At 70.0% G+C, this 14623-nt stretch carries 18 protein-coding genes; 2 read left to right on the top strand and 16 right to left on the bottom strand.

Annotation, left to right across the window (positions count from 1 at the left end):
* Positions 1–4 precede the first annotated feature (4 nt).
* The gene (gene trxA / locus V6M45_RS13605; protein WP_324817599.1) at positions 5–346 is read left to right on the top strand and encodes a thioredoxin; all 342 of its coding nucleotides are present in this window, start codon (positions 5–7) and stop codon (positions 344–346) included.
* Position 347: 1 nt separating this feature from the next.
* On the opposite strand, the gene V6M45_RS13610 is transcribed toward trxA, so the two are convergent.
* From V6M45_RS13610 to V6M45_RS13670, 13 genes are all read right to left on the bottom strand, one after another.
* Complete coding sequence (locus V6M45_RS13610; protein ID WP_332657074.1) at positions 348–1634, bottom strand: bifunctional folylpolyglutamate synthase/dihydrofolate synthase; 1287 nt, start codon at positions 1632–1634, stop codon at positions 348–350.
* Between the two features lie 4 nt (positions 1635–1638).
* A complete protein-coding gene (locus tag V6M45_RS13615) occupies positions 1639–2532 on the bottom strand; it encodes an acetyl-CoA carboxylase carboxyltransferase subunit beta (protein ID WP_332657075.1) in 894 nt (297 codons plus the stop codon).
* 10 nt (positions 2533–2542) lie between these two features.
* On the bottom strand, positions 2543–3373 hold the full coding sequence (trpA, locus tag V6M45_RS13620) for a tryptophan synthase subunit alpha (RefSeq protein WP_332657076.1): 831 nt from the start codon (positions 3371–3373) through the stop codon (positions 2543–2545).
* Positions 3370–3795, bottom strand: a complete 426-nt coding sequence (locus V6M45_RS13625; RefSeq protein ID WP_332657077.1) for a hypothetical protein — start codon at positions 3793–3795, stop codon at positions 3370–3372. Before V6M45_RS13625 ends, trpA begins: the two co-directional genes overlap by 4 nt.
* Before the next feature lie 5 nt (positions 3796–3800).
* The gene (trpB, locus tag V6M45_RS13630; protein WP_442880595.1) at positions 3801–4985 is read right to left on the bottom strand and encodes a tryptophan synthase subunit beta; all 1185 of its coding nucleotides are present in this window, start codon (positions 4983–4985) and stop codon (positions 3801–3803) included.
* A 63-nt stretch (positions 4986–5048) separates the two neighbouring features.
* Positions 5049–5690 carry a phosphoribosylanthranilate isomerase gene (locus V6M45_RS13635; protein ID WP_332657079.1) on the bottom strand — a complete coding sequence of 214 codons (642 nt, stop codon included), beginning with the start codon at positions 5688–5690 and terminating at the stop codon, positions 5049–5051.
* Positions 5687–6421 carry a pseudouridine synthase gene (locus V6M45_RS13640; RefSeq protein ID WP_332657080.1) on the bottom strand — a complete coding sequence of 245 codons (735 nt, stop codon included), beginning with the start codon at positions 6419–6421 and terminating at the stop codon, positions 5687–5689. The genes V6M45_RS13635 and V6M45_RS13640 overlap by 4 nt, the downstream gene beginning before the upstream one ends.
* Positions 6418–7317 carry a class I SAM-dependent methyltransferase gene (locus V6M45_RS13645; RefSeq protein WP_332657081.1) on the bottom strand — a complete coding sequence of 300 codons (900 nt, stop codon included), beginning with the start codon at positions 7315–7317 and terminating at the stop codon, positions 6418–6420. Before V6M45_RS13645 ends, V6M45_RS13640 begins: the two co-directional genes overlap by 4 nt.
* Positions 7318–7336: 19 nt before the next feature.
* Positions 7337–8092 (bottom strand): dienelactone hydrolase family protein, encoded by a 756-nt coding sequence (locus tag V6M45_RS13650; RefSeq protein ID WP_332657082.1) that lies wholly within the window; start codon positions 8090–8092, stop codon positions 7337–7339.
* Between the two features lie 470 nt (positions 8093–8562).
* Positions 8563–10167: a bifunctional phosphoribosylaminoimidazolecarboxamide formyltransferase/IMP cyclohydrolase gene (purH, locus tag V6M45_RS13655; protein ID WP_332657083.1), complete on the bottom strand. Its 1605-nt coding sequence runs from the start codon at positions 10165–10167 to the stop codon at positions 8563–8565.
* A gap of 82 nt (positions 10168–10249) precedes the next feature.
* Positions 10250–11053, bottom strand: a complete 804-nt coding sequence (map, locus tag V6M45_RS13660) for a type I methionyl aminopeptidase (protein ID WP_332657084.1) — start codon at positions 11051–11053, stop codon at positions 10250–10252.
* Positions 11050–11256: a ParD-like family protein gene (locus tag V6M45_RS13665; protein WP_332657085.1), complete on the bottom strand. Its 207-nt coding sequence runs from the start codon at positions 11254–11256 to the stop codon at positions 11050–11052. The genes map and V6M45_RS13665 overlap by 4 nt, the downstream gene beginning before the upstream one ends.
* A 72-nt stretch (positions 11257–11328) precedes the next feature.
* Positions 11329–11850, bottom strand: coding sequence for a prolyl-tRNA synthetase associated domain-containing protein (locus V6M45_RS13670; protein WP_332657086.1), 522 nt, complete (start codon positions 11848–11850; stop codon positions 11329–11331).
* 51 nt (positions 11851–11901) lie between these two features.
* Between V6M45_RS13670 and V6M45_RS13675 the strand changes: the two genes are divergently transcribed.
* Entirely contained in the window at positions 11902–12642 is a 741-nt protein-coding gene (locus V6M45_RS13675; protein ID WP_332657087.1) for a DUF6065 family protein, read from the top strand.
* A gap of 108 nt (positions 12643–12750) precedes the next feature.
* Here the strand turns inward: V6M45_RS13675 and V6M45_RS13680 are convergent, their stop codons facing one another.
* The 3 genes from V6M45_RS13680 to V6M45_RS13690 all read right to left on the bottom strand — a co-directional run bounded on the left by V6M45_RS13680 (position 12751) and on the right by V6M45_RS13690 (position 14596).
* Entirely contained in the window at positions 12751–13299 is a 549-nt protein-coding gene (locus tag V6M45_RS13680) for a CC0125/CC1285 family lipoprotein (protein WP_332657088.1), read from the bottom strand.
* Between the two features lie 82 nt (positions 13300–13381).
* Positions 13382–14014, bottom strand: coding sequence for a LysE family translocator (locus tag V6M45_RS13685; protein ID WP_332657089.1), 633 nt, complete (start codon positions 14012–14014; stop codon positions 13382–13384).
* Positions 14015–14059: 45 nt separating this feature from the next.
* Positions 14060–14596, bottom strand: a complete 537-nt coding sequence (locus V6M45_RS13690; RefSeq protein WP_332657090.1) for a hypothetical protein — start codon at positions 14594–14596, stop codon at positions 14060–14062.
* Positions 14597–14623 lie beyond the last annotated feature (27 nt).

Genomic DNA, 14623 nt, shown 5'->3' on the forward strand with positions numbered 1-14623 from the left:
GCCCATGGCCACCGTCAAGGTCACCGACGACAGCTTCGACGCCGACGTCCTGAAATCGTCCACCCCCGTGCTGGTGGACTTCTGGGCCGAGTGGTGCGGCCCCTGCAAACAGATCGGCCCGGCGCTGGAGCAGATCGCCGACGAGCTGGCCGGCAAGGTGGTCATCGCCAAGGTCAATATCGACGACAGCCCGATGGTCCCGTCGCGTCTCGGCGTGAAGGGCATCCCGACCCTGATGCTGTTCAAGGACGGTCAACTGGCCTCGATGAAGGTCGGCGCCATGCCCAAGGGCAAGATCGTCGAATGGCTGGCGGAAGCCGGCATCAGCGCCTCCGCGGCGGCCTGAACTAGTCCGGCCAGGTCTCGCGGCTCGCGCCCAGCACCTCGCCCGCGAGGTAGAGCGAGCCGCAGATCACCGCGCGCCCCGCGCCGAGCCGGAGCGCGCGCTGTAGCGCCTCCATCGCCGAGGCGCTGGCCGTGGCGCCCAGCCCATGCCCCCGCGCCACCGCCGCCAGCGCCTCGGGCTCGGCCGCCGCGCCGTCGAACGGGACGGTAAAGACGGTCGCGCCGGTCTCTTTCAGCGCCTCGAAGAAGCCGCCCGCGTCCTTATTGGCCAGCATGCCGACGATCAGGGCCGTCGGCCGCGGCGCCCGGGCCTGACGTTCCAACAGGGCCTCGGCCAGCGCCCGCCCGGCGTGGGGATTGTGCCCGCCATCCAACCACAGCTCAGCCTCCGCCGCCCGCGCCGCCTCGCCGTACGGCCCGGCCGTCAGCCGCTGCATCCGCGCCGGCCAGCGGGCGGTGCGCAGGCCGTTGGCGATGGCGTGTTCCGGCAGGTCCAGCTCCAGCGCCACGGCCACCGCCAGGCCGGCGTTGGCCACCTGGTGCGGCCCGGCCAGGGCGGGGGCGGGCAGGTCGAGGAAGCGGCTCTGGTCCTGGAAGGCCATGCCGCCGCGCTCGGCCCAGGCGTCGAAATCCACCCCCATGACGGTGAGGGGCGCGTGAACGGCCTGGGCCGCCACCTCGATGGCCGCCATCGCCTCGTCCGGCTGGCGTGCGATCAGGCCGCGGGCCCCGGCCTTGAGAATGCCCGCCTTCTCCACCGCCACGCCGCGCAGGCTGGTCCCGAGGAATTCGGCGTGATCGAGGTCGACGGGCGCGATGACGCTGAGCAGCGGCCGCTCGATGACATTGGTGGCGTCCAGCATGCCGCCCAGCCCAACCTCGACGATGGCCAGGTCGGCAGGCGTCTCGCTCATGGCGAGGAAGGCGGCGGCAGTGGTGCTCTCGAACACGGTCGCCTGGCTGCCCGAGACGTCGATGGCCGCCTCAACCCGGTCGAGCACGGCGTTCAGCGCTTCGTCCCCGATCAGTTGGCCGGCCAGCCGGATGCGCTCGTTGAACCGCACAAGATGCGGCGAGGTGTAGGCGTGCACGCGCAAACCCGCGGCCTCAGCGATGGCGCGGATGAAAGCGACGGTCGACCCCTTGCCGTTGGTGCCGGCGACATGGATGACCGGCGGCAGGCGATGCTGCGGATCATCCAGCGCCGCGCACAGCACCCGCATCCGCTCAAGCGACAGATCGATGCGCTGCGGATGACGGGCGCGCAGTCGTTTGGAGACAGGATCCACGGCGTCAGGCCGCCCGGCGCTTCCCGCCCATCAGCATCGACAGGATTCGACCCAGGACGGCCGGCAGTTCGGCGCGCGTGACCACGCGGTCGACCATGCCCTTCTCCTGCAGGTATTCGGCCCGCTGGAAGCCCGGCGGCAGCTTTTCGCGGATGGTCGCCTCGATGACCCGCGGCCCGGCGAAACCGATCAGGGCCCCCGGCTCGGCCAGATGCACGTCGCCGAGCATGGCGTAGCTCGCGGTGACGCCGCCGGTGGTCGGGTCGGTCAGCACCACGACGAAGGGCAGCTGGGCCGCCTTGAGCTCCTGGATGGCGAGGGTGGTGCGGGCCATCTGCATCAGGCTGAGCGCGCCCTCCTGCATCCGGGCCCCGCCTGCGGCGGTGAAGCAGACCAGCGGAACGCCGCGCCCGATGGCAGCACGGGCGGCGGCGATGAAGGCCTCGCCCGCGGCCATGCCCAGCGACCCGCCCATGAAGGTGAAGTCCTGGACGATGACCACCGCCGGCGTGCCGTCCAGCTCGCCGAAGCCGATCGCCATGGTGTCCTTGCGGCCCGCAGCCTTGCGGGCAGCCACCAACCTGTCCTTGTACGGCTTACCGTCCGAGAATTTCAGCGGGTCCTCGGGCACGTCCGGCGTGTCGATGGACTCGAACCGGCCGTCGTCGAAAGTGAAGCGCAGCCGCGTCGGCGCGTCGATGCGCATATGCCGTCCGGTCGGCGTGACCCACAGCGACCCTTCCAGGTCCGAGCGGTACAGCATCTCGCCGGTGTCAGGATCCTTGACCCACAGATTGTCGGGCGTGTCGCGCCGGCTGACGATCTTGCGCACGCCGGGGGCGAAGCGGCTGAGCCATCCGCCGCGCTTTTCCTGCTGGGGTTTGTTCTTGTCGACCATGGCGCGGCCTTTAGACGGTTTCCGCGACGCGCGCACCCCGGACGGCGTCGGCGAGCGACCTTACCTTCGCCAGAACGCGAGGCGCCGCCGGTTCGTTCACCTCAAGCGCCGCCGCCACCTCGTCGACCAGCACCGAGCCGGCCACCACTGCGTCTGCGACGCGGGCGATCTCGGCCGCCCGTTCCGGCGTCTTGACGCCAAAGCCCACCGCCACCGGCAGACCCGAGGCCTTCCGGACCCGCGCCACCGCCGGAGCCACCGACAGGGCCTGCGCCTCCTTGACCCCGGTCACACCCGCCACCGAGACATAGTAGACGAAGCCCGAGGTCCGTTCGGCGATAATCTTCAACCGGGCGTCGTCCGAAGTGGGGGTGGCCAGCCGGATCAGCGACACCTGCGCCGCGTCGAGGGCGTCCGACAGCGGCCCGGCCTCTTCGGGCGGACAATCGACCACGATCACCCCGTCCACGCCCGCGGCCGCCGCGTCGTCGGCGAAGGCCCGATAGCCGTAGGTCTCGATGGGATTGAGGTATCCCATCAGGATCACCGGCGTGTCGGCATCCCCCTCGCGGAAGGCCGCGGCCAGGGCCAGCGTGCCCTTCAGCGTCAGCCCGGCCTTCAGCCCGCGCAGGGCGGCGCGCTGGATCGGCGGCCCCTCGGCCATCGGATCAGAGAAGGGAAAGCCCAGTTCGATGATGTCGGCCCCCGCCGCTGGCAGCCCACGCAGGATCTCCAGCGCCTCGTCGCGCGTCGGATCGCCGGCCATCACATAGGCCACGAACCCGGCCCGCCCCTCGGCCTTCAGCGCGGTAAAACGGGCGTCGATACGCGGAGTCGTCATTGCTGCGGGGCCGCCGCGGCTCCCGGCTGACCGGCGGCGCAGACGTCGCCCGGAATCACGCCGAAGCCCAGATAGCCGGTCGCTTCCGGTCCAGCCGGCCGCGAGGTGTCATAGAAGGCCTGCATCTGAAGGCCGTCGCAGCCGCCGCTATCGCGCCGGCGCACGAACACCACGCGGTTGTCGTCACCTCCGGCCGCGATCCATCCGCGCGCCTCGAGATCCGCGACATAGGCGTCGGCCAGCGAACCGATTCCGGCCAGCGGCGCGCTGACGCAGAAGGCCTTGCCGGCCAGGCCATACAGGTTGCCGCAGTCCGGCGCCGGGCTCGCCCCCGCCAGGATCGGCACGTCGGGCAGGGAGCCCTGGGCCGCCGTCGGGCTGGCGATCGCGACCGCAGCGGCGGCCAGAAGAAAGAGTTTCATGGTCGTTAGAGCTCCACGCCCAGATGCTTCGCTACGGCGAAGATGTCCTTGTCGCCCCGCCCGCACATATTGAGCACGACATCGCCGCCCTTGCCCACTTCCTTCGCGATCTCGCCGATCCGGGCGAGGGCGTGGCTGGGCTCCAGCGCCGGGATGATCCCCTCCAGCTTCGAGCATAGCTGAAAGGCTTCCAGCGCCTCGGCGTCGGTGGCGGCGCGATATTCGGCGCGGCCGATGTCCTTCAGCCATGCGTGTTCGGGGCCGATGCCCGGATAGTCGAGGCCGGCGGAGATCGAATGGCCCTCAAGGATCTGGCCGTCGTCGTCCTGCAGCAAATAGGTGCGGTTGCCGTGCAGCACGCCGGGGCGGCCGCCCTGCAGCGACGCCGCGTGGTCGGGGCCGTCCAGACCACGCCCGGCCGCCTCGACCCCGATCAGGCGCACTCCGGCGTCCTCGATGAAGGGGTGGAACAGGCCAATGGCGTTGGAGCCGCCGCCGATCGCCGCCACGCAGGCGTCGGGCAGCTTGTCCTTGCGGGCCAGCATCTGGACCCGCGTCTCCTTGCCGATCACGCTCTGGAAATCGCGCACCATGGCCGGATAGGGGTGCGGCCCCGCCGCCGTGCCGATCAGATAATAGGTGTCCTCGACATTGGTGACCCAGTCGCGCATCGCCTCGTTCATGGCGTCCTTGAGCGTGGCGCGGCCCGAGGTCACCGGGACCACCTCGGCCCCCAGCAGCTTCATGCGGAAGACGTTGGGCGACTGCCGCTCGACGTCGGTGGCGCCCATGTAGACGATGCATTTCAGGCCGAAGCGGGCGCATACCGTCGCCGTCGCGACGCCGTGCTGGCCGGCGCCGGTCTCGGCGATGATCCGGGTCTTGCCCATCCGCATGGCCAGCAGGATCTGGCCCATGCAGTTGTTGATCTTGTGCGCGCCCGTGTGGTTCAGCTCGTCGCGCTTGAACCAGATGCTGGCCGCCCCGTAATGGTCGGTCAGCCGCTCGGCCAGATACAGCGGGCTGGGCCGGCCGACATAGTCGGTGAGGAAGCCGTCCAGCTCGGCCTGGAAGGTCGGATCGGCCTTGGCCGCCTCATAGGCCGCGTCCAGCTCGTGGATCAGCGGCATCAGCGTCTCGGCCACAAATCGCCCGCCGTAGGGGCCGAAGCGACCCTCGGCGTCGGGCATGGCGTAGCGATTGGGGAGGATGGCGTTCACGGACTAAGCTTTCACGCGGGGGAGCGGCGGAAATCAGGCCGACCGCGTCGCCTTGAGGAACGCCGCGATCAGGGCAGGGTCCTTAACACCCGGCGCGCTTTCCACGCCAGAGGACACATCCACCAGTGGCGCGCCGGACACCCGTATCGCCTGCGCCACATTGTCCGGGGTCAGACCGCCGGCCACGAACCACGGATGACGGAAGGCCCGCCCCGCCAGCAGGGTCCAGTCGAACCGCGCGCCCACGCCGCCCGGCAGGTTCGAACCCTCGGGCGGCTTCGCATCGAACATCAGATGGTCGACGAAGGGCTCCCAGCCGTCGGCTTGGGCGAAATCCTCATGCGCGCGGATCGCCAGGACCTTGATGATCCCGGCGCCGGTCAGCACCCGCGCCCGTTCCGCCCGCGCCGGGGTCTCCGATCCATGCAGCTGGATCAGGTCCGGCTTCAGGATCAGGGCGATTTCGGTCAGCAGGGCGTCGTCGGCGTCGACGGTGACGGCCACGATCTTCGCCTTGTTGCGGGCGCGTTCGAACAGGGTCGCGGCGTGCAACGGTTCGATGTGGCGCGGGCTCCTGGGGAACACCACCGCTCCGACGAAGGCGGCGCCGCCGGTCAGCGCCGCATCGAGGGTTTCCGGCGTGGTCAGGCCGCAGATCTTGGCGTGGGCGCTCATCCGCTGAATATGGCGTCGATCTCGCCCTGTTCCAGCAGCCGCCATTCCCCCGGCGCCAGATCGTCGGGCAGGGTCAGGCCGCCGACGCGTTCGCGGTGCAGGGCCTCGACGTGGTTGCCGACGGCGGCGAACATCCGCCGCACCATGTGATAGCGGCCCTCGGTCACGGTCAGCCGGGCCTCGGTCGGCGACAGCACCTCCAGTGCGGCCGGCGACAGCGGCTTGTCCTCGCCTTCCAGAACCAGCCCGCCGGCGGCGAAGATATCGCTCTCGGTCCCGACCAGCGGGCGGGCCAGGGTCGCGCGATAGACCTTGGCGACGTGGCGTTTGGGGCTGATGACCCGGTGCAGCAGGTCGCCGTCGTCGGTCAGCAGCAGCAGGCCGGTGGTCTGTTTGTCGAGCCGGCCGATGGTCGAGATGGCGGGGTCGCGTCGGCGCCAGCGGGGCGGCAGGACGTCATAGACGAGGGCCCCGTCCTCCTTGCGCGAACAGGTCATGCCCAGCGGCTTGTGCAGCATCATCACCAGACCGGGGGGCGGGTCGAGCGGCTCGCCGTCGATCTGCATGCGGGCCGGCAGGTCGGGGGTCACGGCGATCCGCTTCGACACGTCGGTCAGATCGACGCCGTCGAGGACGATGCCGCCGGCCTTGCCGAGGCGGGCCATCTCGGTCCGCGAGCCGTAGCCGAGGGAGCCCAACAGCTTGTCGACCCGGCTGGTGGGGGTCTTCACTTGACCGCCTCGATGACCTTGTAGCCGCCCTTGTCGGCGACCGAGCGCGAGCGTTTGAAGGCGGCGGTGATGTCGCCCTCATAGGGCAGGTGGCGGTTGGCCACGAGCCAGAGGACGCCGCCTTTCTTCAACATCGCCGCGGCCTGACGGATGAAGGCCTGGCCGAGGCGGCGGTCCTCGGCGCCGCCGTCGTGGAAGGGCGGGTTCATGACCACGAAGTCGAGATCGCCGGCGGCCTCGACAGTGCGGGCGTCGGCCCAGACGAAGGTCGCGCGCGGGTCCTCGACATTGCGGCGGGCGGCCTCGACGGCGCGGCGGTCGAGGTCGATGAGGCGGAGCGAAGTCACGGCGGGCGAGCCCAGCACCGCGGTGGCGAGCGCGCCGTAGCCGCAGCCGAGGTCGGCGCCGGCGCCCTTGAGCGGCGGCAGGGTCTGGGCCAGCAGCAGGGTGCCGGCGTCGACGCGGTCCCAGGCGAAGACGCCCGGTTGCGACCAGGCGTCGAGCCCGGGCACGAGGCGGGGCGCGCCGGCCGCGATGGCCTCATCGAGCCCGGTCAGGGTCTCCGGCCGGATGACGACGCAGCGGCGGTGGTGGGCCTTGGCGCTCTCGCCGACCTCGACGCCGAAGGCCTCCAGCTCCTTCTTCAGACGCGAGCCGCCCTTGTCCTTGGGGGCCATGACGTCGAGCCGGCCGCCGGGTTTCAGGGCCCGCAGCGCCAGGGCGAGGGTATGGCGCCGCTCCAGCACCCCGGGCGGGGCGTAGATCATGGCGGCATCGGCCGAGCCTTCGGCCACGCTCTCGAGCGGCGTCGAGCCGGGGATCAGGGGCGAGGTCTGGATCGCGTCGCCGGGGGGATCGAACACCGCCGGGGGGCGGCCATACAGGAGGGTCGTCATGGCGCGCTGCATAGACTGATCAGGCCGCCGGCGCGACCGCCACGTCGTGCAACAGCGCCCCGAAGCGGCGCAGGGCCTCCTCGGTCAGGGCGGGGTCGTAGCGCATCGGCGGGGCGGTCATCGGCTCGTCGAAGCTGTGGCTGCCGTCGGCGATCCAGGTCTCGACCTCGGCGCCGCAGTTGCGGATCATGTCATGGACCCGTTCGGCGTTGCGGACGGTGGTCAGGTGATCCGAGCGGGCGATCACGGCGAGGGTCTTCGGGCAATGGCGCCACGGCCGCATCCGGTTGAAGGCGGCGATGCCGACATAGGGATAGGCGAGGTAGGCGGCGACGACGCCATCGAGGCTGACCGCGCCCGGGTCGGCGAGGCCGAGGGCGGGCCGTGAGCGGTCGGCGCTCATGGCCTCCATGATGCCCCAGCCGCCGTGGCTCCAGCCGGCGAGGGCGATCTTCGAGGCGTCGACGTCGGGCCGCTGCGACACGCCGTACAGGGTCGCCAGGACGTCGCCGGCGCGGTCGTGGCCGCGCAGCAGCAGGCCGGTGCAGACCGTGGCGAGGGCGAAGGGGCGGCCCCAGCCGCGCGGGGCGTAGGAATCGACGATGAAAGCGCGCCAGCCCGCCTGTTTGGCCACCTCGGCGTATTTCGGCAGATGGTCGCGCAGGCCGCCGCAGCCGTGGAACAGCAGCACCGCCGGGCGCGGCCGGTCGTCGGCGGGCCCGACCATGGTGGTGTGCGGTTCTAGCCGGGCCCAGCGCTGGGAGAGGGTGTCCATAAGCGCCACCATAGCGGAGGCCGGGGGCGGCGGAAGCGGGTATCGGGGACGGAGGTATTATCCGGGTAGAACCCGAAAACACCGTCCGAACCGTCCGAACCGTCCGGATCGTTCGGCCTGACGCGGCCGGCGTCGGATGCGATTGTCAAAGACCTGGGCGAAGAGGCAGCAGTATACGGCCGCCGCTTCCTATGGCGGATTCAGGACGCTGGGCTTTTGGCAGGGCGTTGAAAACAGGCGATTTCGCCCGGGAAATTGTGATGGCTGGCGGCGGATTGCCAGCAGGATTCCGTCCTTCTCCCCTTGCGGGAGAAGGTGGCCGACCCCGGCGAAAGGCGGGGAGGTCGGATGAGGGGTTTCTCGGTCGAAGGGAGAGGCCGGTGCGACCCCTCACCCGCCCGCGCAAGAACGACGGCTGACGCCGTCGTGCGCGGCCTCCCTCTCCCGCAAGGGGAGAGGGGATCAGACACTCAGTGCCGGAACACCCGCACGCCGGTGAAGGCCATGGCCACGCCGGCTTCGTCGGCGGCGGCGATGACCTCGTCGTCGCGGATCGAGCCGCCGGGCTGGATCACCGCCGTGGCGCCGGCCGCCACCGCTTCCAGCAGGCCGTCGGCGAACGGGAAGAAGGCCTCGGACGCGCAGGCGGAGCCCTGAGCCAGGGAATGGGCCAGACCCTTGGCCTCACCGGCCTCGCGGGCGCGGATGGCGGCGATGCGGGCGCTGTCGCGGCGGTTCATCTGGCCGGCGCCGATGCCGGCGGTCTGGCCGTCCTTGGCGTAGACGATGGCGTTGGATTTGACGTGCTTGGCCACGGTGAAGGCGAACAGCATGTCCTCGATCTCCTGCGGCGTCGGCTGGCGGCGGGTGACGATCTTGAGGTCCGACGGGGCGATGCGGCTGCGATCGCGCGACTGGACGAGGAAGCCGCCGGCCACCGAGCGGAACACCTCGCCGGCCGCCAGCGGATCGGGCAGGCCCTCGGTCAGCAGCAAACGCAGGTTCTTCCTGGCGGCGAAGATCGCTTGCGCCTCCTCGTCGGCGCCGGGGGCGATGACGACTTCGGTGAAGATGTCGGTGATCAGTTTCGCGTCGGCGCCGGTCAGGGTGCGGTTGACGGCGATGACGCCGCCGAAGGCCGAGACGGCGTCGCATTCCAGCGCCCGGGCGTAGGCCTCGGTCAGGTCGTTTCCGACCGCCACGCCGCAGGGGTTGGCGTGTTTGACGATGACGCAGGCCGGGGCCTCGAACTCGGCGACCAGTTCGTAGGCGGCGTCGGCGTCGGCGATGTTGTTGTAGCCCAGCTCCTTGCCCTGCAGCTGGCGGGCGTTGGCCACGCCGGGCCGGGTCTCGCCGGTGCGGTAGAAGGCCCCGGTCTGGTGCGGGTTCTCGCCGTAGCGCAGGGTCTGGGCGAGGGAGCCGCTGATCGATTTTCGGGCCGGGGCGGCGTCGCCGACCTGCTGCGCGAACCAGCCGGAGACGGCGGCGTCATAGGCGGCGGTGCGGGCGAAGGCGCGGGCGGCGAGGCGTTTGCGCAGCTCAAGCGTCGTGGCCCCGTCGGCCTTGAGCGCCTCCAGCACCTCGTCCAGCCCGGCCTTGTCGACGCAGACGGCGACATAGCCGTGGTTCTTGGAGGCCGAGCGGATCATGGCCGGGCCGCCGATGTCGATGTTCTCGACCGCCGCCTCGAAGCCGCCGCCCGACGCGACCGTGGCCTCGAACGGATACAGGTCGATCCAGGCGATATCGATGCCGCCGATGTTGTGTTCCTGCATCGCCTGCGCGTGGGAGGGTTCGTCGCGCACGCCGAGCAGGCCGCCGTGCACCACCGGGTGCAGGGTCTTGACCCGGCCGTCCATCATCTCGGGGAAGCCGGTCAGGTCGGCGACGTCCTTCACCGGCAGGCCGAAGTCGGCGATGGCGGCGCGGGTGCCGCCGGTCGAGACCAGTTCGACGCCGAGGTCGTGCAGGGTGCGGGCCGCGTCCTCCAGCCCGGTCTTGTCGCTGAGCGAGATCAGGGCGCGCTTCGGCGCCACGCGGTCGGGCGCGGGGGGAAAGTCGGGAGCGGCGGGCATGGCGGCGTCCGTATCTGGCGTGGGGGTCGGGGAGAGACGCGGGGCGTTTAGCACCGGAAGCGGCGGGATAGAACCGGGGAGGTCAGATCAGGCCCGACATATGGACGGACCAGCCCGGCGCGGGGGTGCGCAGCTCGTCCGGCCGCAAGGTCAGGACGCGAACGCCGTCGCCGGTGACGGCGACCGTATGCTCGAACTGGGCGGACAGCTTCCCGTCCGCCGTGACCACGGTCCAGCCATCGTCCCCCTCCAGCACCGCCCTGCGGCCCTCGTTCAGCATCGGTTCGATCGTGAAGACCATGCCTTCCCGCAGGCTGAGGCCGGTTCCAGGCTTGCCGTAGTGCAGCACCTGCGGCGCCTCGTGCATCTCGCGCCCGATGCCGTGACCACAGTATTCCCTGACGATTGAATAGCCGGCCCGTTTGGCGTGCTGCTCGATGGCGTGGCCGATGTCGCCGAGCCGAGCGCCCGGGCGCACGACGCGAATTCCCTTCCACAAGGCCTCGTAGGTGGTGCGGACGAGCCGCCTGGCCGCGGGAGACACCGTTCCGATCAGGTACGTCTTGCTGGAGTCGGCGATGAAGCCATTCTTCTCGAGCGTGATGTCCAGATTGACGATGTCCCCGTCGCGCAGCACCTCGCTGCCGGAGGGCACGCCGTGGCAGACGACCGCGTTTCTCGAACTGTTCAGCACGAAGCCGTACCCGTACTGGCCCTTGCTGGCGGGCCGCGCGCCGAGTTCATCGACGATGTAGGCCTCGACGAGGTCGTTGACCTGAAGGGTGGTCATTTCCGCGAGCGACAGCCCGTCCAGGTATGTGAACACCGAGGCGAGCAGACGCCCCGACTCGGCCATCAGCTCGATTTCGGCCGGCGTCTTGGTCATGCCGCCGCGAGACCGGGAGCGTCGACGCCCGCCGCCTTCAGCTCGCGCGCCATCAACTCCTGGAAGGCGATGCCCGGGTTCAGTTCGCACAGCATGCCAAGCCTGATCCAGAACGCCGCCTGCGCATTGATCGACCGACAGGAGGCCTTGCTGGCCCGGCGCAGCTGCTCGTGCAGCTCATCCTCGATGTTGACGATGCCCATGGGGCGCTCCCGGAATATACGATATATATACGTTGCGTATATCCAAACCGGGCGCCCGGGGGCAAGAGGGCGTCAGTCCCTGAGCTGGCCGAAATCCACCACAATTGGCTCCCGCCCGATCAGGGACAGGAAGTTGCGGAACGCGGCCTGCTCAAGCGCCGTCGTCGCGGTATTGGTCAGGGGGTGGAAGTTGACGATGTCCGCATCCCACAGGGCCTGGTCGAGGACGAAGGTCACGCGCCGGTCGACATCGTTGATCAGGCCGAGGGCCGTGACCGAGCCGGGGCGGACGCCGAGGGTCTCCCACAGCAGGGTCTCATTGCCGAAACTGAGGCGGGCCGAGCCGATCCATTTGTCGGCGCGCTTCAGGTCGATGACCGTGTCCTGACGCGCCGAGATCAGCCACAGCCGGCCCTTCTTGTCCTTGAGGAACAGGTTCTTGGTGTGGGCCCCGGGCATGGCGGCCTTGAGCTCGAGCCCCTCCTCGACGCGGAAGACGGCGGGGTGGTCGTGGGTCGTCTGCGCCACGCCGTTTTCGGCCATCCAGGTCAGCAGGCGGTCGCGGTCGAAAAGGGGCGTCTTGTGTTCGGTCATGGCGCGCCGCTAGTGAGGGGGACCATCCCCGATACCCTCCGGAGCGCCGCCGTGGAACTGGAATGCTATCCGATGTCGGACCAGCCCTGCGACATGGTCCCGGGGCGGCAACCGCGCGACTGGATGGACGCCTTCCCCAGCCGGCACCCCTATCGCTGCCTGCCGCTGACCATGGCCAACACCACCGGCTGGGAGATCCTGTGCCCGATCGGCTTCACCGCCGAATGGAACGGCGGGCCGAGCCAGAACGACATTGTCATCACCCCCGACCGGCACGCGCCGAACCTGCACCACATCGTCACCTCGCATTTCTCGCGCGGGGTGATGACGATGCATCCGCAGTATCTGTTCCGCACCCCGCCCGGCTGGGGTCTGCTGGCGACCGGGGCGCCCAATCACATCAAGGACGGGATCGCGCCCCTGACCGGCCTGATCGAGACCGACTGGCTGCCCTTCCCCTTCACCATGAACTGGATCTTCACCCGGCCGGGGCGGGTCAAGTTCGAGCGCGGCGAGCCGTTCTGCTTCATCACCCCGATCGAGCACCGCAAGGCCGAGGCCTTCGAGCCGGTGATCCGCTCGCTGGACTCCAATCCGGTGATGAAGGGGCAGTTCGAGGCCTGGAACCGCCAGCGCACCGACTTCAACAAGCGGCTGGCCTCGGGCGATCCGGACGCGGCCAAGGAGGCGTGGCAGCGGTTCTACTTCAAGGGCGAGCTGCCCGAGGAACTGGGCGCGGCGCCAGAGACGCATACCAACAAGCGTCGGCTGAAGAGCCCGAGGCTGGGGTAGGCAACAGGCAGTAGGCAGTAGGCAGTAGGCAGTAGGCAGTAGGCAGTAGAAAAGGCAGCAAGGTCGGGGCGACCCTACTGCCTGATTCCTACTGCCTGCTGCCTCAACTCACATCGGCCGCGGGACGCGCGGGCCGAGGTTCTGCACCACTTCGCGGGCGTCGAAGGCGTTGGGGTCGCCGGCCGGCTTGGGCCCGCTGCCGACCACGATCTCGGCGGTCGCCTCGTAGCGGTCGATCTCCTGGAAATCCATGCCCGGGCCGAACGGGTCACGCCACGGGCTCCAGTAGCCGCGGCGGTAGTAGCGCCACGACGGACCCCAGAACGGGCTGTACCGGTCGTAGTAGAAGGGATCGGGCGAGCCGACGTAGCGCACGTCGCGGTCGGTGGCGCGGTTGACCGTGGCGAACCAGTCGTGGCCGCTTTCCAGCGTCACCTCGGCGGCGCGCAGCAGCAGGGCCATCTCGACCTGTTCGCGCGTGGTCACTGAATTGCCGGCGAAGCTGACACGGAAGTGGGTGTCGTCGACCCGCATGTCGGAATAGCCGTAGCGGCTGCCCTGCCCGGCCGGGCCGTAGGGAGTCGCCGTCGCGCAGGCCGAAAGGGCCAGCGCCGCCGTCACCGCCAACAGGACGGGCTTCAGGGCACGAGTCTTCATCGGAATTCTCCTTGGGCGTCCAGAAAACGCCCTTGCTGCTGAACGGGACATGAACAACACGGTTCCGCTTCCGGGCAAGTGGTTATAATCGCGAAACAATCAGCACGGACGCCGCCAACAGCAACACGCCGGTCGCAAAGGCGAAACCCTGGCGAAACCGGGGCTCGGACATCCGCCGCGCCAGCGCCGCGCCGCCCAGACCGTAGGCCGACATCGACAGCACATCCATGCCGATGGTGGCCACGGCGAAGAGGGCCAGCTGCGGGGCCGCGGGCCGGTCCACGTCGAGGAAGGGCGGCAGGACGGCGGTGAAGAACAGCACCGCCTTGGGATTGGCGATCTGGACCATGAAGCCGTCCAGAAGCGCACTTCGCCCGAGCCGGATGGCCGGGGCGTGCGGGTCGGCGGCGGTTCGGAAGGCGCCCCTCAGGGCGCTGATCCCCAGCCAGGCGACGTACAGGGCGCCGCCGATCGAGATCAGGCGGAAGGCTTCGGGAAAGGCGGTGACGAGGGCGCCGAGCCCCAGGGCCGCGGCCCCGAACCAGACCAGGGTGGCGGCGTTCATCCCGACCACGCCGGCCATCGCCCCGGCCGGGCCGCGCTGCACGCCGTTGGCCACCGAGAACAGATTGGCGGGTCCGGGCGTCACGGCCATCACGGCCATGACCCCGAGAAAGGTCAGATAGAGGTGCGGATCGACGGGCAGGCCGGACATGGCCGCCCTGTCGCGTCAGCCGCGTCCCCGGTCAAGCGCGAAGTCTCAGCCTTCGCCGGCTTCGGTTTCGGCGGCGACCTCCGCCTCGATCTCGACCGCGGCTTCATCGACGGCGTCCAGGGCCTCGCCAAGGGCATAGTCCGCCACGAGGCCCGCGGTCGCCATGTGCTCGGGATCGTTGGAGGCCCAGGAGCCGTTGGCGGCCATGCCTTGCACGCCGGCCATGACGTCGCCCAGGTCGACGTCCGCGAGCGCCTCGGCCACGATGGCCTCGACGTCGATCTCGGCCAGGGCCTCGGCGGCGATGCCGGCGGCGTGCTCGGTCACCGCGGCGGTGAAGACGTCCACGTCCGGCTGATACTCGGCCCAGAGGGCGGCGATGCGCAGCTCGCGCTCCGTCTTCGTCAGCCCCGCCTCGGCGGAGATCGCCTCGGCGCGCTCGCCGAACGCGTCCATCCGGGCCTCAAAGGCTTCGGCGGCGGCTTCGAGCGCGTCTTCGGACGGGCCCCGCACATCCTCGGCCACGGCGGCGGAGAGGGGCAGCAGGGCGAGGGCGGCGGCGAGGGAAAGGGCCTTGATCATGACGGGGCTCCTGAGGGACCGCGCCAA

It is taken from the genome of Brevundimonas sp. (genome assembly GCF_036676055.1).
Classification (GTDB): domain Bacteria; phylum Pseudomonadota; class Alphaproteobacteria; order Caulobacterales; family Caulobacteraceae; genus Brevundimonas.

Bases quoted from the DNA above. Each gene is read 5' to 3' on its own strand.
- trxA (WP_324817599.1), top strand. From the start codon at position 5: ATGGCCACCGTCAAGGTCACCGACGACAGCTTCGACGCCGACGTCCTG.
- V6M45_RS13615 (WP_332657075.1), bottom strand. From the start codon at position 2,532: ATGGTCGACAAGAACAAACCCCAGCAGGAAAAGCGCGGCGGATGGCTC.
- trpA (WP_332657076.1), bottom strand. From the start codon at position 3,373: ATGACGACTCCGCGTATCGACGCCCGTTTTACCGCGCTGAAGGCCGAG.
- V6M45_RS13625 (WP_332657077.1), bottom strand. From the start codon at position 3,795: ATGAAACTCTTTCTTCTGGCCGCCGCTGCGGTCGCGATCGCCAGCCCG.
- trpB (WP_442880595.1), bottom strand. From the start codon at position 4,985: ATGCCCGACGCCGAGGGTCGCTTCGGCCCCTACGGCGGGCGATTTGTG.
- V6M45_RS13635 (WP_332657079.1), bottom strand. From the start codon at position 5,690: ATGAGCGCCCACGCCAAGATCTGCGGCCTGACCACGCCGGAAACCCTC.
- V6M45_RS13645 (WP_332657081.1), bottom strand. From the start codon at position 7,317: ATGACGACCCTCCTGTATGGCCGCCCCCCGGCGGTGTTCGATCCCCCC.
- V6M45_RS13650 (WP_332657082.1), bottom strand. From the start codon at position 8,092: ATGGACACCCTCTCCCAGCGCTGGGCCCGGCTAGAACCGCACACCACC.
- purH (WP_332657083.1), bottom strand. From the start codon at position 10,167: ATGCCCGCCGCTCCCGACTTTCCCCCCGCGCCCGACCGCGTGGCGCCG.
- map (WP_332657084.1), bottom strand. From the start codon at position 11,053: ATGACCAAGACGCCGGCCGAAATCGAGCTGATGGCCGAGTCGGGGCGT.
- V6M45_RS13665 (WP_332657085.1), bottom strand. From the start codon at position 11,256: ATGGGCATCGTCAACATCGAGGATGAGCTGCACGAGCAGCTGCGCCGG.
- V6M45_RS13670 (WP_332657086.1), bottom strand. From the start codon at position 11,850: ATGACCGAACACAAGACGCCCCTTTTCGACCGCGACCGCCTGCTGACC.
- V6M45_RS13680 (WP_332657088.1), bottom strand. From the start codon at position 13,299: ATGAAGACTCGTGCCCTGAAGCCCGTCCTGTTGGCGGTGACGGCGGCG.
- V6M45_RS13685 (WP_332657089.1), bottom strand. From the start codon at position 14,014: ATGTCCGGCCTGCCCGTCGATCCGCACCTCTATCTGACCTTTCTCGGG.
- V6M45_RS13690 (WP_332657090.1), bottom strand. From the start codon at position 14,596: ATGATCAAGGCCCTTTCCCTCGCCGCCGCCCTCGCCCTGCTGCCCCTC.